Source organism: Thermodesulfovibrio hydrogeniphilus (assembly GCF_054657355.1).
In genome coordinates this window covers 2,150,943-2,173,657 of record NZ_BAAHYW010000001.1, presented here as the reverse complement: position 1 = coordinate 2,173,657, position 22,715 = coordinate 2,150,943, and the positions used below count along the sequence as shown (strand labels likewise).

At 32.7% G+C, this 22,715-nt stretch carries 20 protein-coding genes; 12 read left to right on the top strand and 8 right to left on the bottom strand.

Annotation, left to right across the window (positions count from 1 at the left end; translation table 11 throughout):
* Positions 1–6: 6 nt before the first annotated feature.
* Both ACYQ3P_RS11070 and ACYQ3P_RS11065 read right to left on the bottom strand, forming a co-directional pair.
* Positions 7–501 (bottom strand): PilZ domain-containing protein, encoded by a 495-nt coding sequence (locus ACYQ3P_RS11070; RefSeq protein WP_460177927.1) that lies wholly within the window; start codon positions 499–501, stop codon positions 7–9.
* Entirely contained in the window at positions 498–2,222 is a 1,725-nt protein-coding gene (locus ACYQ3P_RS11065) for a glycosyltransferase family 2 protein (protein ID WP_460177926.1), read from the bottom strand. Before ACYQ3P_RS11065 ends, ACYQ3P_RS11070 begins: the two co-directional genes overlap by 4 nt.
* A 332-nt stretch (positions 2,223–2,554) precedes the next feature.
* Between ACYQ3P_RS11065 and ACYQ3P_RS11060 the strand changes: the two genes are divergently transcribed.
* The 3 genes from ACYQ3P_RS11060 to ACYQ3P_RS11050 are packed head-to-tail and all read left to right on the top strand — an operon-like array spanning position 2,555 to position 5,128.
* Complete coding sequence (locus ACYQ3P_RS11060) at positions 2,555–4,273, top strand: proline--tRNA ligase (RefSeq protein ID WP_460177925.1); 1,719 nt, start codon at positions 2,555–2,557, stop codon at positions 4,271–4,273.
* The gene (locus ACYQ3P_RS11055; protein ID WP_460177924.1) at positions 4,260–4,820 is read left to right on the top strand and encodes a Ppx/GppA phosphatase family protein; all 561 of its coding nucleotides are present in this window, start codon (positions 4,260–4,262) and stop codon (positions 4,818–4,820) included. Before ACYQ3P_RS11060 ends, ACYQ3P_RS11055 begins: the two co-directional genes overlap by 14 nt.
* Complete coding sequence (locus ACYQ3P_RS11050) at positions 4,781–5,128, top strand: Ppx/GppA phosphatase family protein (protein WP_460178087.1); 348 nt, start codon at positions 4,781–4,783, stop codon at positions 5,126–5,128. Before ACYQ3P_RS11055 ends, ACYQ3P_RS11050 begins: the two co-directional genes overlap by 40 nt.
* Before the next feature lie 40 nt (positions 5,129–5,168).
* Here the strand turns inward: ACYQ3P_RS11050 and ACYQ3P_RS11045 are convergent, their stop codons facing one another.
* The gene (locus tag ACYQ3P_RS11045; protein ID WP_460177923.1) at positions 5,169–6,296 is read right to left on the bottom strand and encodes an ISNCY family transposase; all 1,128 of its coding nucleotides are present in this window, start codon (positions 6,294–6,296) and stop codon (positions 5,169–5,171) included.
* The gene (locus ACYQ3P_RS11040) at positions 6,268–6,423 is read right to left on the bottom strand and encodes a helix-turn-helix domain-containing protein (protein ID WP_460177922.1); all 156 of its coding nucleotides are present in this window, start codon (positions 6,421–6,423) and stop codon (positions 6,268–6,270) included. The genes ACYQ3P_RS11045 and ACYQ3P_RS11040 overlap by 29 nt, the downstream gene beginning before the upstream one ends.
* A 191-nt stretch (positions 6,424–6,614) precedes the next feature.
* Here ACYQ3P_RS11040 and ACYQ3P_RS11035 point away from each other — a divergent pair, with 191 nt between their 5' ends.
* The 3 genes from ACYQ3P_RS11035 to ACYQ3P_RS11025 are packed head-to-tail and all read left to right on the top strand — an operon-like array spanning position 6,615 to position 8,330.
* On the top strand, positions 6,615–7,361 hold the full coding sequence (locus ACYQ3P_RS11035) for a thiamine pyrophosphate-dependent enzyme (protein WP_460177921.1): 747 nt from the start codon (positions 6,615–6,617) through the stop codon (positions 7,359–7,361).
* Positions 7,346–7,885 carry a 2-oxoacid:ferredoxin oxidoreductase subunit gamma family protein gene (locus tag ACYQ3P_RS11030; protein ID WP_460177920.1) on the top strand — a complete coding sequence of 180 codons (540 nt, stop codon included), beginning with the start codon at positions 7,346–7,348 and terminating at the stop codon, positions 7,883–7,885. The genes ACYQ3P_RS11035 and ACYQ3P_RS11030 overlap by 16 nt, the downstream gene beginning before the upstream one ends.
* Positions 7,875–8,330 (top strand): N-acetyltransferase, encoded by a 456-nt coding sequence (locus ACYQ3P_RS11025; protein ID WP_460177919.1) that lies wholly within the window; start codon positions 7,875–7,877, stop codon positions 8,328–8,330. Before ACYQ3P_RS11030 ends, ACYQ3P_RS11025 begins: the two co-directional genes overlap by 11 nt.
* Here ACYQ3P_RS11025 and ACYQ3P_RS11020 read toward each other — a convergent pair.
* The 3 genes from ACYQ3P_RS11020 to ACYQ3P_RS11010 are packed head-to-tail and all read right to left on the bottom strand — an operon-like array spanning position 8,320 to position 15,338.
* Positions 8,320–8,865 carry a hypothetical protein gene (locus ACYQ3P_RS11020; protein WP_460177918.1) on the bottom strand — a complete coding sequence of 182 codons (546 nt, stop codon included), beginning with the start codon at positions 8,863–8,865 and terminating at the stop codon, positions 8,320–8,322. The two genes, ACYQ3P_RS11025 and ACYQ3P_RS11020, sit on opposite strands and share 11 nt — an antisense overlap.
* Positions 8,831–11,443, bottom strand: coding sequence for a BamA/TamA family outer membrane protein (locus ACYQ3P_RS11015; protein ID WP_460177917.1), 2,613 nt, complete (start codon positions 11,441–11,443; stop codon positions 8,831–8,833). Before ACYQ3P_RS11015 ends, ACYQ3P_RS11020 begins: the two co-directional genes overlap by 35 nt.
* Positions 11,444–11,480: 37 nt before the next feature.
* Positions 11,481–15,338: a translocation/assembly module TamB domain-containing protein gene (locus tag ACYQ3P_RS11010; protein ID WP_460177916.1), complete on the bottom strand. Its 3,858-nt coding sequence runs from the start codon at positions 15,336–15,338 to the stop codon at positions 11,481–11,483.
* A gap of 134 nt (positions 15,339–15,472) precedes the next feature.
* On the opposite strand from ACYQ3P_RS11010, the gene ACYQ3P_RS11005 reads away from it, so the two are divergent.
* From ACYQ3P_RS11005 to ACYQ3P_RS10990, 4 genes are read left to right on the top strand one after another with little or no spacing between them, the layout of a single operon-like run.
* The gene (locus ACYQ3P_RS11005; protein WP_460177915.1) at positions 15,473–16,486 is read left to right on the top strand and encodes a DUF3108 domain-containing protein; all 1,014 of its coding nucleotides are present in this window, start codon (positions 15,473–15,475) and stop codon (positions 16,484–16,486) included.
* 2 nt (positions 16,487–16,488) lie between these two features.
* The gene (gene uvrA / locus ACYQ3P_RS11000; protein ID WP_460177914.1) at positions 16,489–19,011 is read left to right on the top strand and encodes an excinuclease ABC subunit UvrA; all 2,523 of its coding nucleotides are present in this window, start codon (positions 16,489–16,491) and stop codon (positions 19,009–19,011) included.
* Positions 18,986–19,930: an RluA family pseudouridine synthase gene (locus tag ACYQ3P_RS10995; protein ID WP_460177913.1), complete on the top strand. Its 945-nt coding sequence runs from the start codon at positions 18,986–18,988 to the stop codon at positions 19,928–19,930. Before uvrA ends, ACYQ3P_RS10995 begins: the two co-directional genes overlap by 26 nt.
* The gene (locus tag ACYQ3P_RS10990) at positions 19,927–20,289 is read left to right on the top strand and encodes a hypothetical protein (protein WP_460177912.1); all 363 of its coding nucleotides are present in this window, start codon (positions 19,927–19,929) and stop codon (positions 20,287–20,289) included. Before ACYQ3P_RS10995 ends, ACYQ3P_RS10990 begins: the two co-directional genes overlap by 4 nt.
* Before the next feature lie 500 nt (positions 20,290–20,789).
* Here ACYQ3P_RS10990 and ACYQ3P_RS10985 read toward each other — a convergent pair whose 3' ends face one another.
* Positions 20,790–21,377 carry a hypothetical protein gene (locus tag ACYQ3P_RS10985; RefSeq protein WP_460177911.1) on the bottom strand — a complete coding sequence of 196 codons (588 nt, stop codon included), beginning with the start codon at positions 21,375–21,377 and terminating at the stop codon, positions 20,790–20,792.
* A 311-nt stretch (positions 21,378–21,688) separates the two neighbouring features.
* Between ACYQ3P_RS10985 and tolQ the strand changes: the two genes are divergently transcribed.
* Positions 21,689–22,312 (top strand): protein TolQ, encoded by a 624-nt coding sequence (tolQ, locus tag ACYQ3P_RS10980; RefSeq protein WP_460177910.1) that lies wholly within the window; start codon positions 21,689–21,691, stop codon positions 22,310–22,312.
* Positions 22,300–22,704, top strand: a complete 405-nt coding sequence (gene tolR / locus ACYQ3P_RS10975) for a protein TolR (RefSeq protein WP_460177909.1) — start codon at positions 22,300–22,302, stop codon at positions 22,702–22,704. The genes tolQ and tolR overlap by 13 nt, the downstream gene beginning before the upstream one ends.
* Positions 22,705–22,715: the final 11 nt, after the last annotated feature.

The window sequence follows — 22,715 nt, the reverse complement described above, 5'->3', positions numbered from 1 at the left end:
CCTATTTTAATAATATCTATTGCCCTTTTTAAATACATATTCACACGCAACTAAAAATCCCTTTAATCCTCTGCTAAAGAGGAAGAAAAAGTTTGTAAATATTGTTTCAGATTTTTCCCTTTCCTGTAAAAATTTTTCCCATCTGTCGCTGTAACTGTAAACATATTCAACAATTTGGTCAAAACTGTTTCTTTCGGAAAATAAAAATCCTACTTCTAATTTGTCATTTTCAATATTAAACCTCTTAACTAAGGCTTCAAACTCAAAAATTTTACCATCAGGAGCTTTGATTTTTAAGTAACAAAGTTGATTTAGTTTAATTTTTTCAAACTTAAAGTTTGAGATGAATTTTATTCCAGATAACGATAAATCGTCTATTTTTCCCTTAATGACTATATTTAAATCTTTGAATTTCACCTCCGCCTCGTCATAGGCTTTTATTCTATGCCATCTACGCAGCTGCCTTGCTTCATACAAAGCACCGATGCTACTTACTATCAAAAAATGCTAAAGAAAAGCCAAGCAAAGCCAACAGTAAGGTAAGCCCTCTCATTAGGAATTGAAATAAACTTTATGAGACCGATTGGAATAGCAATTAAAAGAAGTGCTAACATTATAAAATAACCAGCAGAATATCTATTTAAAAAGCTTTCTGTTAATGTTCCTCCTTTTGGAGTAACTTTGAATTGAGGAAAACGGGGATTTAGAAAAACTCCTATAATCGGCAAGATAAGATATAAACTCTGTACAGTTTCAAATATCTCGCTAAAAAATGGTCTTCTGATATGACCATACCTGTAGTTAGCAAAAACTCCTGCTGCCCAAAGATAAGGAATTGTATAGATAAAAATTTGCTGAATGCTTGCATTATATATTGACATTCCAAAAGCTATATAGAAAAAGGGTGCTACCAAAAAGATATTCCTTGCAAATCCAAAAAACCAAAACACAATGCTATTGAGATAACATAGTCTCTGGGCTAATGATAACCCTTTGATCAAAATTGGATTTTTCAATAAAAATATCTGAACCATTCCCTGTGCCCATCTACTTCTCTGAAGAAGAAAATCGTCAAAGGTCTCGGGAGATAAACCTGCTATCATAGGTTTATCAAAATAAACACTATTGTATCCCTTTGAATGAAGAGTTAAAGCTGTTTCAGCGTCCTCAGTTATAGTCTCACCGGCTATTCCTCCAACTTCCATTAAATATTTTCTTCTTAGAACAGCTGCGGAGCCGCAAAAAAATGCTGCATTCCAGAAGTCTAATCCCTTTTGTATTCCCCTGTAAAACATCTCGTTTTCCCATGGAATTTCCTTTGATATTTTAAGATTTTTCTCTAAGGGAGAGGGATTTACAAAAAAATGTGGAGTCTGGACCAAAAAGAGCTTTTCATCTTCAAGAAAGTAGGCTACTGTTTTTTTGAGAATATCCTTTGTAGGAACATGATCACAGTCAAGTATTAAAATTAAATCTCCTGGTTGTGGTTTATGCTCGCTATAACTAAACCAAAGTCCATCATAGTCAGTATTGTTTTCATAGCCATCCTTAGTTAGAAACAATGCATGGTTGATATTACCTGCTTTTGCATGAACATTTTTTTCCCTTGTAATGTAGTTTATCTTCAGTTCCTGGGCAATCTTTTTAAACGTCTCATGCCTTTCCCAAGCCTCCCTTGCCTTTTGGGGATTTTTATCATTTCTTTTCTGTAAAGTTCCTCCATCATCTAAAATGTAGATATTTAGTTTTTCAGCAGGATATTCAATTTTCTTGCAGGCAATACATGTGATTTTAACAATGTTTGGGTCTTCATTATAGGTAGGAATGAAAATATCAACAACTGGTAGGTCTTGTCTTGATGTATCAACCTGCTTAATTTTTCTTTCCAAAGGATGAATGTATACAAAAGCACCAAGAAGAAAAATAAGAATTGCATATGTTTCAGCAAGATAGAGAGCATACATCGGAATACTTTCAACCAGCGTTGTATATCCGAGTGTGTCAAAAGTTCTGAAAAACCAGTATCTTAAAACAAGAAAAGTAGTTGCTGAGATGACAGTAATTCTGAAAATTGGATTTTTTGAAAATAGTTTGCTTTGAGATAACAGAATCACGAAAAATACAGTTCCATAGGCAAGAAAAGCTTGAAATTTGTAGTCCGCATTTATAAGAGCGATATTTATTAGAAAAACTGCGATGAGTAGCAACGAAAATTTTCTCATATAGAATATGATAAAGAATTTTTCTTGAATTTACAAGCTGCGATTTTTTTCAAAATGTGGGTACATTGCTGTCAATGTGAGTCTCTTTTTTAAGCAATAGCATGGCAATATAGAGCAAAGTTTATCTTAATTTGCTTATGACGAGAAGCCATTCGCGAGCCAAAGGCATGGCAAATCTGAGTAAAGGCAACATAAATTATTTAATTTTCAAAGATTTATAGTAATTTTCAGATTTATTTCACCATTTTGAGAAAATCACTGGCACTCATTTTTAATCTGTTTATGATATACTTATTTATAAAACTTTTGAATTGAAATGATGGAGGTTTTTTATGAGATATTCCAATCTATTTATTCCAACAATGAGAGAAATTCCTTCTGGTATCAACGCGGTTTCTCATATTCTCATGTTGAAAGCTGGATATGTAAGGCAATTAGCTGCTGGACTGTTTATTTTTCTACCCCTCGGTTGGAGAGTATTAAATAAAATAAATACAATTTTAAAGGAAGAAATGGAAAGAATTGGTGCACAGGAAATATCAATGCCTATTCTGCATCCAGCTGAAATATGGCAACAGACAGGAAGATGGTATACGATTAAAGAAGAGATGTTTCGTTTGAAGGACAGAACAGGAAGAGATATGTGTCTTGGAATGACGCACGAGGAAATCATGGCATGGATTGCAGCAAAGGAAATAAAGTCCTATAGACAGCTTCCTCAAATATGGTATCAAATTCAAACAAAGTTAAGGGATGAAGCAAGGCCAAGAGGTGGTGTTTTAAGAACAAGAGAGTTTATTATGAAAGATAGCTACAGTTTTGATACAGACTACGAGGGACTTGACAAGAACTATAAATTACATGCAGAAGCCTATCATAGAATATTTACCCGCTGCGGTTTAAAATACTATCAAGTTGAATCAGACCCGGGAATTATGGGAGATATGGAATCTCACGAGTTTATGGCTCCTACTCCAGCAGGAGAGGATGATATAGTTTTATGTGAGAAATGCGGCTATTCTGCTAATATAGAGGTTGCTAAAAGCAATATTGCCCCACCCCCTAAAATTATCATGGAATTCAAAGAAATTCATACGCCCAATAAAAAAACAGTCAAAGAGGTTTCTGAATTTTTAGGCTTTGATGAACGATATTTTATTAAAAGTTTGCTTGTTATAACTGATAAAGATAAAGAGCCTGTATTGGTCTTAATTAGAGGGGATCAGGAAATAAATGAAAAGAAATTGGCAAGAATAATTGGGGAGTTTTCATTTGCAAATCAAGAAGATGCAACGCAAATATTAGGAACAGAAATAGGATTTATAGGACCTTTAAATCACAAAATCAGAATTATTGCAGATAACTCAATTGATAAAGATTTATTCTATATTTCTGGTGCCAATAAGAGAGATTATCATGTTCAAGGAATAGTTCCCAATGAACACTTTAATGCAGAGTGGCATGACTTAAGGAAAGTCAAGGAAAAAGAGAATTGTATCAGATGCGGCTCTCCAATAAAAATTGAAAAGGCGATTGAAATTGGAAATATATTTAAACTTGGAACTAAATACACAGTTCCTCTTAATGCTACATTTTTGGATAAAGATGGCATTGAAAAACCAATTATAATGGGTAGTTATGGAATAGGACCTGCAAGGGTTGCGGCTGCTGCAATTGAGCAGAATAATGATAAAGACGGAATAATATGGCCCAAAAGTATAGCACCCTTTGACATTGAAATAATTCCTCTTAATATGTCAGACGAAAAAACCAGAAAAATCGCAGAAGAGCTTTATGATAAACTTACTGAAATCTACAACAGCTTCGCTGACAGACACATGGAAGTTCTCATTGATGATAGAGATGAGCGACCGGGCGTAAAATTCAAAGATGCAGACCTTATTGGAATTCCAATTCAGGTTGTCATTGGAGAGAAAGGTTTGAAGTCAGGTAATGTTGAAGTAAAAAAGAGAAGAACAAAGGAAAGTAAGATGGTTCCAGTAAATAAAGCTGTGGTTGAAATAATTAGCTCTTACTATGAAACTTACTGAAAATATTGCGGTAATAGATATTGGAAGCAATACAATCAGGCTTCTTGTAGGAAAAATAACTAATACAAAAATCAATAGAATTTTTACTGACAGGGTTGTTACAAGACTTGGAAAAGATATTCCTATAAACAAAAAATTAAACGATGATTCTATAAGAAAATCAATTGAAACAATTGGAAAATTTAAAAAAATTTCTGAAGAATTTCAATGTAAATGTATAATTTCTTTAGGAACAAGTGCGTTAAGAGAGGCTATTAATAGTAAAGAATTTTGTGAAAAAATAAAAATATTATTTGGTCTTGATGTAAAAGTTCTCTCTGGAGAAGAAGAAGCATACTTTACATTAGAAGGGATTAAAACAGCTCTACCCTACACTCTTGCAGATATTTTTGCTGTTGACATAGGAGGAGGAAGCACTGAATGGATTTATGAAAATAAGGGAAAAATTTTAAATGAAAGTATAGATATAGGTGTGCTAAAAGCTAAGGATATTGAGGATGTTAAAAAATTAATAGAAGAAAAAATAAAAAAAATCTTCCTAAAATAAGCCAGCAACAAATATTTGCTACAGGAGGAACTGCTGTAACTCTTGCGATGATGTTTTTAGAATTAAATGAGTATATTCCAGAAAAAATACATCTTACTGAAATTTCAATTGAAAATCTTAGAAATTTTATAAATAAAATTTCTAAACTTCCTGTTATGCAAAGAAATATCATTCCGGGGCTTCCTTCTGATAGGGCTGATATTATTCTTCCCGGTCTTGTTATACTTGAAACAATTTGTAATTTATTAAATACCAAACAAATGATAGTGAGTGATTATGGTTTTATGGAAGGAATATGTTATTACTAAAGTCAAGTCACACTTTATTACTACATTAAAATGTCACATTTTATTTTAAGCTTCTCCTCCAAGGGTGATTAGCTGCAGGTTTATATTTTTTCTTTTCCTTCTGCTCTCTCTGTTCCTCTATATAAGTCCTGAGATTTAAAATCTCTTCTTTCTCTTTAAGTCTCTCTTTTTCTGTCTTATCTAATCCTTTTATTTCTGAATATCCTATACGTTTGCCTTCCCATAATATCTCCATTCTACCGTCTCTAAGTTCACAAACCTCTACCCGTTTGCCTGCAAGGCTCTTAATTCCCTTTACACGAAGTATCTGATAAACTCCTCCACAGTATCTTAATGTGTTGTCTTTGTTCACTTTTCTTGGATGTTTTATTGAAAAGACAAGGTCAAGGTCTTTTTCTTTAGCCACAGGCATATAAAGACTCTCTACAGAAAGAGTGTATCTACTGTTACTCCATGTAAGAAATTCCTCTTTGAGAAACTTGTTAGCCTCATCATAATCCCTTATACCACTTAATCTCATCTCCTTAATAAGCCTGTCCTGAAAAAATCTAAACTTACGTTCAACTCTTCCTTTTGCCTGCGGAGTATTTGCATTGATTAGTTTAATCCCCAATTCATTTAATGCTCTTGCAATCTGGGTTTCTTTATGTTGTACTTCAACATGATAGTGAAGCCCTCCATGTCTTGTTGTCCTAAAGTGAGAGGCTTTATCAGTGTATAAAGCCATAAAGACACCTCTTTGCTCTATATATGCTCTTATTACTGACATATTTGCCCATACTGTCTCAGATGGATGAAATTCAGCATACACAAATCCATCTGCATCATCTATCATTGCTACAAGCCACCATTGCTGCCCAATACCTTCAATCCACCTATGTTGAGATGAATCCATCTGCACAAGCATTCCTGCCTTAGGCATCCTCCTTCTCCTTCGGTATACTTTTCTTTTCTTCTTAGGTTCATGTAACCCTTCCTGTATCAATATCTTTCTTATACTTTCATAGCTTAAGTTAATGTCATGAACATCCTTAAGTTTATCCTTAAAGTGAAGTATGTTGAAATCCCAGTACAAAGACTTTCTCAAGCTTATGATCTCATCCTTGACGGAAGAGTCAATCTTTAGGGCTGTGGGTGGCTCAGGTATTTTCCTTAAAAAGTCCCTCAAAACCCTGAAACTTGAACCTCTCCTTTAGCCTTAAAACCTGTCTGTAACTCAACCCTAATATCTCCTGAGCTTGTTTAAGGGTTAAAAAGCCTGATAAGACTTGATTCATTACTTCAAACCTCTTCAACTCTTCCTCCGTAAAAATGTATTTTTTTCTCCATAAAACCTCCTTCCTTTAGATTGCTTGCCTAAAAGAAGGAGGTTAACATATATGTGACATTTCAATTTAGTAAAAACAGATGACATTTTAATATAGTAACCACAGTTTTATGGAAGGAATAATGAAAAATTATAAAGCTTTTTGTTATAATTAAAGTCATGCAAAAAAAGTTTAGCAGACCAAAATCACTTAAGAATGTTCCTTTTAGATATTGCCCCGGCTGTGGACATAGCATAGCCCATAGGCTGATCGCTGAAGTTATTGACCGGTTTGGAATACGGGAGAAAGTTATTGCAATAGCACCAGTTGGTTGTGCTGTTTTTGCATATGATTACTGGGATTTTGATGTTCTTGAAATTCCTCATGGAAGACCTCCAGCTGCTGCAACGGGTATGAAAAGAGTATGCCCTGATAAGATTATTTTTACATATCAGGGTGATGGTGATCTCGCTGCAATAGGAACAGCAGAAATAATCCATGCAGCTAACAGGGGTGAAAATATTTGTGTATTCTTCATAAATAATGCTAACTACGGTATGACTGGTGGGCAAATGGCTCCTACAACTCTTAAGGGACAAAGAACAACAACCACACCTTTTGGAAGAGACCCCCATCAGGCTGGTTATCCAATTCATGTGTCCGAACTTCTCTCAGGACTTGAAGGCTCATCATTTATTGCAAGAGGCTCTTTGGATAGTTATAAAAATATTGTGATTACAAAAAAATATATTGAAAAGGCATTTAAATATCAGATAGAAAACAAAGGATTTAGTTTTGTAGAAATGCTCTCTCCCTGCCCTACTGATTGGGGCATGACTACTGAACAAGCAATAAAATGGCTGAGAGACAATATGATTACAGAATTCAAATTAGGAGTTATAAAGGATAAATGGAGCAACGAATAATTATCGCAGGTTCTGGTGGACAGGGAATACTTTTCTTAGGAAAAGTAATAGCCCATTCAGCTATGAAGCAAGGCAAAGAAGTAACATGGTTTCCCTCATATGGCGCTGAAATGAGGGGGGGAACAGCTAATTGTATGGTTGTTATCTCAGATGAATTAATAGGCTCTCCAATAGTAAAAAATGCAGACTACGTTATTGCACTAAATGAAGCTTCGTACAAAAAATTTATGGAAAGAGTCATCCCTGGTGGTTGTCTAATATATGATGCTTCATTAATAAAAAATTCTGAATTCAAAAACGATATCAAATTTTATCCAATTAATGCCTCACAAGAGGCTGCTCAAATTGCAAATCCAAAGTTAGCTAATATGATTCTTTTGGGAGCTTTTATCAAAATATCTAATTCTATAAGCATTGATAAAATCATTGAAACAATTGAAGAAACTATTCCGCCAAAAAGAAAAGAAATGATAGAAATCAATAAAAAACTTATCTTAAGAGGTTTTTCAATCCTTGAAAATTAGAAAGGCAAAAATCTCTGATATAAAAACAATTCATAAATTAATCAATGAGTTTGCCAAAAAAGGTGAAATGCTTCCTCGTTCATTAAACGAACTTTACGAAAATGTTAGAGATTTTTATGTTGCAGAGGAAAATGAAATAAAAGGAGTTTGTGCATTACATATTTTATGGGAAGACCTTGCAGAAGTCAGATCCCTTGTGGTTAAAAAAGAATATCAGAAAAGTGGGATCGGAACGAAGCTTGTAAAAAAATGCTTACAAGAAGCGAAATCCCTTGAACTCAAAAGAGTTTTTGTTCTCACTTATATCCCTGATTTTTTTAAAAAAATAGGTTTTAAGGAAGTAGATAAATCAAAGTTACCTCAAAAAATCTGGGGTGATTGTATTAGATGTCCGAAATTCCCAGAATGCGACGAAACTGCTCTTATTTACGAAATTAGGGAATAAAAATTATTCTTATTTCAGCAGTTTGCTTTAATTCTTCAATATGTTCTTTAAGTTTTGTATTTAATTCTTTCTCAAATAAATATTTTTCTATATCGTTCCTTATAGCTTTATACTCATGCCCTTTAAATTTATCTTTATTTTGTTCGTAGTATTCCCTTATTTTAGTTTCAGGTATAATGATTAATGATTTTACTTTAAGGTCAACATAACTGTTAATTATTTCCTCTTCTTTTCCTTCAACAAAAAATTCCTTTGCATTTTTCAGTAGAAGAGTTCTGTTTATTAAGATATTGACAACCTCTTCGCTTTTTATATCAGGAAATTTTTCCTTTAACTTGAGAGCTTCTTTATTAAAATCCTCAAGTGTTATAGCTATGTTATCCACATAAGCAACTAGTCTGTTTACTATTTGAAAATCAGATGCAATTGCTTCGCTGTTGACTGCTATTAACAAAAAAATAATGCTACAAGCCACAAACAGCAAATTACGAAAGAGCATTCTAAAAAGTATGACCAATGCTAAAATGTATTTCACCACGAGATTCTCCTTCTTCTCTATTTAATTTGTATCCATAGTCTATTCTTAATGGTCCTACAGGAGTTTTATATCTTAAACCAACACCTGTGGTGTATTTTAATTTTGAAACACTGGCATCCCCTACTCTACTCCAAAGATTACCAAAGTCAAGAAAATTTATAAGATAAAAGTTTTTTCCGAGATAGGTTCTTAACTCTACATTTCCCATTAAAAAAGCATTACCGCCTGTGGGTTGATTGTTTCTTTTAGGTCCTAAAGTGTTTTGTGCATAACCTCTTACAGAATCTCTTCCTCCCAAGAAATATCTTTCAGATATTGGAAGTTCTTCAGTTTTTCCATAAAGCCAAGCCCAACCAGCTCTAATGGAATTTGCAAGTACAAGCCATTTTGTCAGTTCTGTGTATTTATTAATGTAAAAAGAAGTTTTTAAAAAATTAATTTCTGAACCTAAAAATTCATTGCTTAGTTTTGAAGTAACTCCAGCTAACCAGCCCTTATGCGGATCAAAAGCATTATCTCTGGTATCAAAAATTAAAGAGGCTTTAACTCCACTTATAAACACTCTTCCAATATCAATGTCACTAATCACAACTTCGGGTTTTACATCCCAAGTTTTTGAAGATGTTAACTCATAAAGAAGTTCTGCTTTAAAGGTGTCTGTAAACTTTTTCTCAAATCCTGTTGAAAGTCCTAATCTTTTAATTTTGTAAATGATATCTTTAGTGTCAATGTTTTTTACATTCATTTTCTCTAATATTAAAGAAGATTTAAATGTTAAGTCTTTCCAAAACCAAGGATCAACATATGTTATGTAACTTCTTGATTCTAATGTACTTAATTCAACTCTTGTGAAGATTTGCTTATTTAGACCAAAAAGATTTATATATGAAAGTTCAAAGAAAGCTTTTGCTCTCTCATATTCACCATAACCAAATCCAATTTCAAACGCTCCAGCAGGAATTTCTTCAAAGTTGTAAATCAAGTCAACTTTGTCATTAAGTATTTCTGGAGTAATATCTATTTTTGAAAAAAGTCCTGTTCTATAAAGAGCCTGTCTTTCTTCATCAATTGTATAAGGATTGTATGGCATTCCTTCTTTTGGCAAAAGTCTTTGATAAATGAATTTGGTTTTTGTTTTCTTATTTCCAAGAACAACTGATTTGCCAAAATACTTCTTGCTCTTTGGCTCTACTTCAATGTTTATATAAGCTTTGTCTTCAATAATTTCATAATTTCCTTTTAATACAACATCAGAGTAACCGTTTTTTATATAAACATCCCTGATTTTTCTTCTAATCTCAAGAAAAACTGATTCATTGAAGGGCAAATCTATATAGTCTTTTATTGAATTTAATGCATCTTGCTTTAAAAGGTCATTTTTCACCAATACATTTATAGAAGTTATTTTTATTAATTTGCCCTTCTGAATTCTGAAGATAATGCTTACTTTATCATCTTCTTCTTTAATCTCGGGATTATAAACTTCAGATTTGTAATATCCTTTTGATTTTAAATATTCTTCAATTCTTTTTTTGTCATTTGTAATTTCATCAGGATTAAATGGTTGTCCCTCTCTATTTGCAAGAATATTTTTTAATTCCGTGTCAGATAAATCCTGTGGTTCAAATATTATTTTTTCAACAAATTTTCTTTTTCCTTCGTTAACGAAATATACAATTTTCCACTCATCTATTGTTTTTTCTATTAAAGGGACAATTCTGACATTGAGAAAACCGTTTATTTTATAAAAATTGATAAGGCTGTTAATTGTATCTTTTATAATTATTTCGTCTATTTTGTCTTCAAAATGAGCCATCACTATATCTTTTAAATCTCCTTTTTTTAGATAATCGTTTCCTTCAATTTCCACGGTTAATTTTATTCCTTCTTTAACCCTAATAATTAATTCACCGTCTTTGAAAGTATAATTTATTTCAGAACCGATTAATCCATTGTTTTTCAAATACTTTTTTGTTTTTACTATGAAATTCTCTATCTCAACCCTGTCAAAGGGCTCCCTTGGAGTTAATGGAAAAAGATTTTTAATATGTTCATCTGAGATGCCTTCCCATTTTATATTTTTAATTCTTTCTGGTTCTCCCTCTTTTATTAAAAAGACAATTTTTACATCATGATAAGCATTGGTAATAGTATGAGTTGGAACTATTTGCCAATTAACATTGTTTGCTCTATAACCTCTCTTTGTGAGTTCTGTTTCAATATTTTCTTTAGTTTTTCTTAGAGATAATTCCGTTAACCTGTCTCCTTTTTTTATTTTCAGAAGTTTTTTATAAAATTGCTCTGAAAAATATTCGTTTCCCTTTATTTCTATTTCTTTTATTATGGGCTTTTCTATTACGCGGACTTTCAGAGTCTGATTTTTATATTCAACTACTATATCTTCAAATATGTTTTTTAAAAACAATCTTTTAATTCCTCTGTTAATTTCTTTTTCATCCAATGTCTTATTCTCCTCAACTCCCAAAAGATATAAAAATTCCTTTTGCTCCAACGACCTTAGACCTTCTATTTCTATTTTCTGAATTGCCTTCTCAACATTTATTTCATTAGCCATAGAAGAGGATATTGATAAAAATAGCAACAAAATAAAGCTAACGAAACTCAAAACGGAATTTAATAGCACCTGATAGTCCTCCTATTTCATCTCTTATGCCTACTAAAGAAATACCTTTTTTGATAAAATATTCAATTTTAAAAATATGTTCAACATTTTCACCTGTAGCAGTTGAATAAGTTACTATCATTTTGCCATCCATTAATTTTTTTCCAACCGTTACCTTAGGAGTTATTGAGCCTGTATTTTTTGAAATAGTTGGCTCAACAGTCATAACATCCAGCCCTGTGATGCCTCTTATCCTCTCTTGAATAGTCTCTTGCATTTGACCAGTTATGAACGAAGCTGCTTCAGATGTTCCAGGAATACCTCCAGAACTTTGCCCTAAAACTAATAGATTCAACAACTCTTGTTCAGATAAGGGAGGATTTGAACTTAGTAAAAGATTGAATTGGTCAATATAGCCATTTATATTAAGGCTAACATTGTATTTGTCCACAATAGTTCTTGCGGAAAGATTTATATATGGATTTGTCGGTGATGACTCAGTAAATTGAGCAAGTAATCTTAAAATTTCAAAGCGATTTCCCCTAAAATAAACCCAACCACTTTTAGCATTTATCCAGCCAAGAAAAGAAGGCTCATGCAATGAACCTCTTAATAACAAATCACTGTTTAGAGTCATTATAGCAAGGTTGTTGTTAACAAAAAAATTATTAGCCTGAATTCTTACATTAAATTTAAGTCTGTTCAAAAAGTTTTCGCTTGATGTTACAGCTTTAGCAGAAGAGTTACTAAGAGCTAATTTAGTCCAGTCAAATCTCTCTTCATAGACACCTCTATTTACTTTAACAATTCCTGATAAAATAGGTTGATTGTAATCTCCTGTAAGATATAATTGACCATCCATGTAAGCCCAACATTTTGGTGTAAAAATCCATCTTATATCAGAAATTTTTCCAGATACGGCAAACTGTTTAACTCCAAAATTTTCAAGATAGATAGTGCCAGATGCATCAACTTTGCCTTGTGAAAAATCTCCATAAGCTTTTTCCAGAATTAAACGATTTTCATCAAAGGATATAATAGCATTTATGTTACTAAAAGAAGGAATGTCTTTGCTTAGCGTAACTGTTGCGTTATTAATCTCAATCTCTCCTGCAATTTCAGGATGTTTCTTGCTTCCATATATATATACCTGCATGGAAGCCCTACCCCTTAAGTCATCTACTTTGAACAAAGTTTTAAAGGGTCTCAGGTCTGAGTTACCGTCAAGCAAGATATCAAAATAATCAACTATTCTACCTTTTATTGTTAATTCAGTGGATTGTCCAATTAAAATAATTGGTTCAATATAGACATTTCCGTCTTTTATATTTATTTTTGCCAAATTTTTATTGCTGAAGCCCATTCCATACATTCTACCAAATATCCTGTTCATATCAATTTGAGCATTTAGCTTCTCACCAACAATTTCTCCGTTAATTTTTCCATCAAGAAGAACGACTAAGTCCTCAGGAAGATTGTTTATAAACATGGCAATAAACGAATCAACTCTTGCAGATTTAATATTCCCTCTGAATTGCCATACAGATTTAGTTGGTATACCTTCAACTACAAGCGAAATATTTTTTTGCAATAGAGATTTTATTGAAATATTATTGTCTTCGTAATGAACCGATAAATTGCCAGATATATTTTTACCATTTCTTACTTTTACATTTAGGTTAGAATCTGCTGTGAATTTAGGATTTTTTAATATGCCCTGCAGAATAAATTTTAAATTATCAAGATTCACCTGCTGTAAGTATTTAACTCCTAACTTATCCGTATATTTTTGGGCTAACTGAGTAATGTCAAATAGCTTTGAAGCTCCAGAGAGATTTATGTTGCCGTCAAAATTTAAATATCCCGAAGCATGTAAAGATTGCTTATTGGCAAAAAATTCTGCCCTCTTTATGTGTAGTGAATCCTTATTAATCGCAATATCTGCAGATATCTTGTCTAAAATTTTTTTTGTTCCAATAAATATCGGCTCTGAATACAACTCTGCGGTGACTGTACCTCTTTCTTTAATATGTCCTTTCAGATTCAAATTTGTATTTATTCCGTCATTAAAAGCCTGCACGTAGAAATTTTTTATAGGGATATTTTTTGCGAAAAATTCCATGTCAAATATAGGATTTTGTAATTCAAAAAGGTATTTGGCATTAGGAAATAAAATTTTGCCTTTTATTGAGAAGTCATTAGCTGAAATATTGCTTACAAGAGTATTTTTATTATAAACAATGCTACCAGTTATGTTGTTAAATGAAATTGATTGATTTTTTATACTTTGCTGTAATTCGTCAAAAATTATGTTTATATCATTAGATGTAAAATTCATTTTAATTTCAGGATTATCAAAACCACCATAGATGCTTCCAGTTATATTTGCATCTCCATGGATACCTTTTTGATAAGGAATCAGAAGTTCATCAATATCATTGCTTTTTCCTTTAAAATTAAAAGATAAATAGTTATTTTTGATATCAACATACCCTTCAGCATGGGCTTGTGTTTTATTAAGAGAAAAGTCAAGAGTCTTGAAACGATAAACATTATTTACAGTGTCAAAATCACCCTGTATCCAATTTATCTTTCCTCTTAAATCTTCCGGGGTTTTGGCTGTCCTCATGTAAACAAATGAGCCACAAGGTGAAAATTCTTTGCCTTGAGAGCTAATCCAACCCTTTACCTTTCCTTCTGCAATTCCGGCATTCCAGTGAATTAAATCAAAAACACCACTACTTGATATGTTATTTAGTTCAACAAAAACATAGTGTTCTGTGACTTTTGGCAATGTTATCCAAACATGAGCCTTTGCTTTCCCTCCGTAAAGATTTACATCACCATCTGTAAATTCCAGTATTCCTTTTTTATATAAAGCCTTTGCATTTAATTTTTCTATTTGTATACCCAATATGTTACCATTCTTTAAATTTGCTTTAGCTTGCACTTGAAAATCAGAAAGAGGACCTTGAAGTTTTCCTTTAGATATTTCTATCCAACCATTTAATTTTTCTGAGACTTTTAAAATTTGCATTAATTCTTCAAGGAAAAATTCACCGCCAAAGGATAAATCAAGATTAATTTTATCAAGCCATTTTTTTTCATCTACTAAATTAATCTTGCCATCAATATTAATTTCACCATAACCTGATGGGGTTAAACCAAAGAATTTCATCAAAGATTTTAAAAAAAGTTTCCCTGAAATAATGAATTCTCCCAAAAATTTGCTATAATCCAATTTCCCTTCAGATTTAACAAGAGAGTTTGCATCAAAAATTTTAAGTTCTTTAATAAATAGCTCGCTTTTTCTGATCTTAAAAAAAGCTTTCAGATTAGTATCAACATTTGGATATTTTGATGAAATAATTTTAACATTGGAAATAAAAGATATTTCAGGCTCAGATTTAAGATTTAATCGGCTGTGTATTTCTGAAAGTCTTAAGTTTAAATCATTGTCATATAATAGCGAACCTGTGATACTATTGAGTTCTATATTATTGAACTTGAATTTAAAAGGGAATTTGGATGGTTTTTCTAAATAATCCTCAATATGCTTTATAGTCTTATTAATTGTTTGATAATCAAATGAATATTCGCCTTTATAAATTACTACCCTTCTAATAGGTATTTCCTTATTAAAGAAATTTACAAATCCCGGATAGAGTTTTAACATATCTATTTTTAGATACTGCTCTTCAGAACTACGAATTAATATATTTTCTGCTTCTAATTTCAGCGGGATAAGATTAATATAAATCTTCTCAATTGAAACTTCCATCCCTGTGATATCTTTCAACTCATCAGTCAATGTTTTTTGTAAAAGCGGAGTGATATTAAACTTCACTATTAAGGACAGGACAATTATAAGCAAGAAGACCGCAAAAAGAAAAAATTTTTTACTCAGTCTCAAACTCATCATAATCCTTTCATTCTATCTTTGTTTTATTCTATTGGTCAACTAAGTGTTATACTAATTATATGAAAACAAGATGGATCATAGTTGGGCTAATCATTTCTTTAATAATCCATACAACGCTCTTAGCCTTTCTTGGAAAGGCTAACCTTTCTATTCCCTCATTTGATTTTATTGAAACATACTTTTTTGAAAATAAATCAAAAAATACTACGGCAGTAAAAAATGAAATTCCTAAATCCGATAAAGATATAAATAAATCCTCTGAGTCAGAATCCTCTGAACAAACAGAAGACAATGCTTTAACTAAATCAAATGAAACTATAAACACCTCTTCTCCAACAGATAATGCTATTTCCAAAGAGACGATAGCCAAAAATGAGGACATACAGACAAATTCCAATATTCAGACACCTAATCCTTTTACTCGTTTTCTTAATGAAACAATGAAGTTTGACATATACTGGAGTGGAATATATGTAGGCTCGGCTGTTATATATGTGAAAGGCAATGAAAATGAAATATCAATAACCTCAAAAGTCAATTCAGCAGGTTTTATCTCCAATTTTTACTATGTAAATGACCATGCTCAGAGTAAAATAGAGTACGGAAAGCCAAAATACTTTGCATTAGTGCAAATAGAGGGGAAGCATAGAGGTAACAAAGAAACTTTTTTTGATTATGAAAATAAAGAGATTGTATTTATAAACCACATCAAAAATAATTCTACCTATCACAAGGGTATTGACAAAATTTATATGGATGTCCTTTCGGGATTTTTCTATCTACGAACCAAGCCTTTAAATGTAAAAGATTCTATAGCCATAGATATCTTTGATAGCAATAAATTTGCAACGGTAAATGTGCAAGTAATCAAAGAAGAGAAAATAGAGCTTAACAACAAAGAAGTAGATACAATTGTCATTAAGCCTCAATTAGATACAGAAGGGCTTTTCAAAAGAAAGGGAGATATAATAATCTGGCTCAGCAATGATGAAAATAAAATACCGCTAAAGGTAGAAACAAAAGTTCCAGTTGGAAGAGTAGTAGCAGAATTAAGGAAATATAAAAAACAATAAAGATGCAAACAAGCATCATAGTAAAAGGCGCCAGACAACATAATCTCAAGAATCTTGATATAATTCTTCCAAGAAATAAAATTATTGTCATCACAGGTCCATCAGGCTCAGGGAAGTCATCGCTTGCAATGGATACTCTTTTTGCTGAAGCTCACAGAAGATATCTTCAAAGCCTACCTATTGAGGCAAGAACTATATTTGAACAAATCCAGAAGCCAGATGTTGACTACATAGAAGGACTTTCTCCAGCAGTTTCAATTGAACAGAAAACAATTTATAGAAGCCCTCGTTCTACTGTTGGCACTATTACTGAAATTTACGATTATTTGAGATTACTCTATGCTAAAATTGGGATTCCATATTGTCCTAAATGCGGAAAGGAACTTGCATATCAAGATATCAACAAAATGGTTGAGCAGATTATGAATCTGCCGGTGGGAACAAAAATTCAGATTCTCGCACCAATAATAATTGAAAAAAAAGGTGAACATAAGGCAGAAATTGAAAAAGCAAGGGCAGAGGGATTTATCAGAGCAAGAATTGATGGAAAAATTACAGAGCTTACTCAAGACTTAAAACTTAAAAAAAATGTAAGGCATACAATTGAGCTATTGGTTGACAGAATAATTATCAAAGAAAATTATAAGAAACACATTAAAAGAGCAATTGAACTTGCGACAAAATATTCAAAAACAGTGGTTGTCAATCTTGTTGATGAAAACAAGGATATTTTATTTAGCACAGTTCTCGCATGCCCCACATGCGGAATAAGTTTACCAGAAATAGACCCTAAGCTTTTCTCTTTTAACAGCAAATACGGTGCATGTCCACACTGCAGAGGACTCGGTTACGAAAATATAGCTGATGAGGAGGAGATAGACCTTTTAAATTTAACAAAATGCAGTAGATGTAATGGGCAAAGATTAAGAGCTGAGGCATTGTCAGTAAAAATAAATGGTAAAAATATTGCTGAATTGTCAAATCTTTCCATTGATGAACTTAAAGAATTTTTCTCCGAAATAAAATTAAATTCCTACGAACAGGCAATTGCTGAAAGAATATTGAAAGAGATATTCATCAAATTAGAATTTTTAGAAAAAATTGGAGTCGGTTATCTTAGTTTAGACAGACCATCATTCAGTCTGTCTGGAGGAGAAGCTCAAAGAATAAGGCTTGCTACCCAGCTTGGCTCTCATTTAAGCGGAGTTTTATATGTGCTTGATGAGCCAAGTATTGGATTGCATCCGAGAGATACAGCTAAATTAATAAACAGCATGAGAGAGCTTGCAAGGCGAAATAATACTTTAATTATAGTTGAGCATGATGAAAACACGATAATGAATGCAGATATGGTTTTAGAACTCGGTCCAACTGGTGGCAGAGAGGGAGGTTATTTAATTGCATTGGAGACTCCGGAGGATTTGTTAAAAAATGAAAATTCCATCACAGCAAAATATTTAAAAAAAGCAAATGGGATTCCAATCCCCAAGCAGCGAAGAAAATCTAAGAATTTCATTAAAATCTTCGGAGCTGAAGCCTTTAACTTAAAAAAAATCAATGTGGAAATACCTTTGGGAGTTTTTGTATGCATTACAGGAGTAGCTGGTTCAGGAAAGAGTACTCTTATATATGAAGTCCTTTATAAAGCATTCTTAAAGGAGCGATATAATTCTAATATTGTTCCAGGGAAATATGAAAAGATTGAAGGATTTGAGAACATAGATAAAATTGCCCTTGTTGACCAATCTCCTATTGGAAGAACATCCCGTTCAACACCAGCAACATATACTCAGGTTATGACAGAGATAAGAGAAATTTTTGCATCTCTACCTGACGCAAAGGTAAGAGGATACTCAAAATCTCATTTTAGTTTTAATTTATCAGGTGGAAGATGTGAATCATGTCAGGGTGATGGAATGAAAAAAATCACCATGCATCTACTTCCAGATGTATATGTTCTTTGTGACACTTGTAAAGGTAAAAGATATAAGGAAGAGATACTTAAGATAAAATACAGAGATAAAAATATCAGCGATGTACTGGATATGACTGTCTCAGAGGCAAAGGAATTCTTTTCAGCATTTCCTAAATTAAGTTATAAACTAAAAATTATGGAAGACATTGGACTGGGATATATCACTCTTGGGCAACCTGCCCCTACCCTTTCTGGAGGAGAAGCTCAAAGAGTCAAGCTATCAAAGGAACTGAGCAAAAAACCAACTGGCAAGACATTATACATACTTGATGAACCAACAACTGGACTTCATATGGTAGATATAGAAAGATTGCTAAATATATTACAAAAGCTTGTAGATATGGGAAATACTGTCATTGTAATTGAACATGACCTTGATATTGTAAAATGTGCAGACTGGATAATTGATCTTGGACCTGAAGGAGGAGCTAATGGAGGCTATATTGTAGCTTCTGGAACGCCTGAAGAGATTGCAATGAATTCAAATTCTTATACAGGGCAATTTTTGAATAAAAAATTGGACTATGAGAGAGTTATTCTTAGTTTCTGAGGAAGATCAGGGAAAAAGAGTTGATTTGTTTGTTTCAGAAAAATTAGGCATAACAAGGGTAAAGGCACAACAGCTCATTGAAGAAAATGCAATAACAATAAATAATACTTTAAAACCAAAAAGTTACAAGCTAAAACTTAATGATAAAGTTGAAATTACAACCCCAATTCTTTCATCTGATAATGTTTCAGACCAGTTAGTACCCCAAAACCTTCCTCTTGATATCATTTACAAAGACGAATACATTGTTGTTATGTCAAAACCTGCAGGTATGGTAGTTTATCCCTGTGCAGGACATACTGATGGAACGGTTATGAACGCCCTTGCCTATCATGTTAAAAAACTCGCAACAGTCGGAGGACCGCTTAGACCCGGAGTTGTTCATAGACTGGATAAGGAAACCTCAGGGATAATGGTTATTGCCATAGATGATAAGGCTTATTACAAAATAATTGAACAATTTAAAAAGAGAGAGGTAAAGAAGGAATATCTAACAATTCTATATGGAATAATTCAGGGAAAAGGGAAAATCAGCTTGGCAATAGGAAGAGATGAACATGACAGAAAGAAAATGTCTGTAAAATCAAAAAGAGCAAAAGAAGCCATCACAGAGTGGGAAGCAGTTAAAAATTTTAAAAATTATACCCTCGTCAAAGCAAAAATATTGACAGGAAGAACTCATCAAATAAGAGTTCATTTTTCATCCATTGGACATCCTGTGCTTGGAGATAAAACATACGGAAGGAAGACATATATAGAAATCGGAAGAAAAAAAATTCCTGTGCCAAGACAAATGCTCCATGCCCATATACTTGAATTTACACATCCTATCACAGGAGAACTTCTTCGTTTTGAAGCTTCTATACCAGAGGATATGAAAAACATCCTAAAAATCCTAACAGAGGAAAATAGCAGATGAGTTTACCATCTGAAATACTAAATGAAATCCTTGAAAATACAGAAAAAAACTTTATATGCCTAAGATGTGGAGAATGCTGTTTCAGATGGGCTGTAAAATTTAATAATGGATGGAAAAAGCCTGAAAACAATAAATGTAATTATCTGGAAGATATTTCTATAAACAATGGCACATACATAGAAGCAAACTGCAAAATTTATAAAGACCGTCCAGAACAATGCAAAAATTTTAAAATAGCTTTTGCAACAATATGCCCAATAGGACTCTATAAATGGAGCAATTTAAAAAAATCTAAACCAGACATTCAACTTCCTGAAAGGATAACAAAGATTTTAGAAATTTTGCAAAAATATAGATAAATTAACCTAAATTCTGCTATTCTTAATTGACATTGAGAATGGTTGCCACGCCTTTGGCTCGCAAGAGGCTACTTCGGGTTCTTCATAGCAACGTTTTCCCTTACTTTATTTCTAAGTATACTCTTCCATCATTGAGAGGTATCACCTCTCATTTTACTGCAAGGACTTTCTTTTCCATCATTGCGATTACGTGGGAGGTGAGGAGGAAGCAATCTATTCTTTCTCTATGCAACGGAAATAGAGATCACTTCGGCACCTGAGTGTGCCTCGGATGACAAAAAAGAGGTCATTGCGAGGAGCGACAGCGACGAAGCAATCTCTACTTTGTTTTCTCAATAAAGCCTTATTAGACCCCACTTCATCAACTTTTGAATAAAAAAATTTTAAAATCAATGAGTTATAATTTTTAGATTAGCCTACAAAATTCTCTCGCACTTTCGTAAGTTCTGAAAATCTTATCCCCTACTCCCAATATTCTAAGTATCTTTTTATGTTCCTCCTTAGCTTTGCTCATAATCCTTATTTTCTCCCAAGTATACTGAGGTAATATCATAAAGCAACAACTTTGTCCCTTGTGCTCCCGTCTTATAAAAATCATCTAACACATTATCCATCTTCTCATACAACTTGTCCATTGCCCTGTATATCTCATTTACATGCATATCCTCTTCCCTTAAATCAAACAGTTCCATAAAACCACTTCTTCGTATCCATCCCACTGATGCATACTTACTCCTTGGCTCTATTATCCTGTTAAGCACTACTGCCAAAAGCAAATCTCTTACCTTCTTTGGAAAATGCCTTAACCATCCCAGAAATCCTATCTTCATCATAAATCCTAACAGTAACAGTATATGCCCTACTGAAGTTGCATCCTCAAAAAACTTGTCTTTGTCCACTACAACCTTTTTCTCAGGTGACTTAAGCAGTTGCCTTATTTTGGAAATAAGAGGCTCACCTAAGTGAGTGATATTGGCAATTTTTTCATGCCTAACCTTTTTAGTTTTTTTGTCTCTGTAAGCTTTAGATATTTCGTAGGTTTTGTATTTTTTACCTTTTTTTGTTGACCAAGATTCTTTTACGAACATAGTTACCTCCTTTTTATATTAGTATACAAAAATTAGACAAAAAAGTCAATATTTAAGGGAATAAATAAGCAAAAATAATAAAATTAGATTAGACTACAAAATTGAATGAAAAAAGATATAACTTATTGAATTATAAAGCTTTTGATATCTTTAAAGGCTGAAAATTGATGAAGTTGGGTTAGAGACTGCTTCGCCAAGATTACCACACTATCGCTCGCAACAGGGGGCTCGCAGTGACGATTGTCTATCTCTATTTTTCGGTTTAGATAATTATTTGACATTTGGTTAATAGTTATTTTAATATTTTGGTTATGGAGCTTACGGTAATTGACCTTATAAAGCAAACAGGCTTTGTAGCTAAAGCCGTTCTTTTAATCTTGCTTTTCTTTTCTATTTTTTCATGGGCTATCATTTTTTACAAGTTAAAAGTATTTAAAGCAATGAAAAGGGAAAATGAAAAGTTCTTTAATGCATTGTTGAACACCAATGAACCAAAAGATTTATTTGCAACTGCGAAAAGGTTTGATTTAAGCCCTCTTGCCTCTCTTTATAGAAATGTATTTGTTGAGATATACGGTAAAGATACTTCCAAGCTTGAAACTATTGTAAGAAAATACTCCTCTGATGAAGCAAATAGGATTGAGAGTTATCTTGGTTTTCTTGCAACAACAGGTTCTACTACACCTTTTATAGGACTCTTTGGAACTGTATGGGGAATTATGGATTCCTTTCGTGCAATCGGAATAAAAGGTTCCGCATCATTAGCAACAGTTGCTCCTGGAATTGCAGAGGCTTTAATAACCACTGCTGCTGGTCTTTTTGCAGCCATTCCTGCGGTTATTGCATACAACTACTTTACATCGCATGCAAATAAAATTATAAACGAAGTAAATGATTTCTCCGAGACCCTTTTAAAATATCCATGGAAGGATTAACTCCCCGAAGAAGATCAACCATAGCAGAGATTAATGTAACTCCATTGGTGGATGTAATGCTTGTATTGCTTATAATTTTTATGATTACAGCTCCATTAATGAAGCATGGTATAGATGTTAATCTGCCAAAAGCTAAAGGAAAAAGCATAGAAGAAACAGAGAAAATCAACATTGTTATCACAAAGGAAGGAAAAATTTACTTAAACGATAGTATTGTTAACAAAGATAACCTTCCAAATTTATTAACTTCCTTAAAAAACGATAATACAACAGTGCTTCTCAGAGCAGACAGAGATGTAAATTACGGTCTGGTTGCTGAAGTAATGGGAGAGATAAAATCTGCTGGTATAGAGAGGATTGGAATAGTAACAGAACAAAAAGAAGTCAAATGACAAGCAGGATT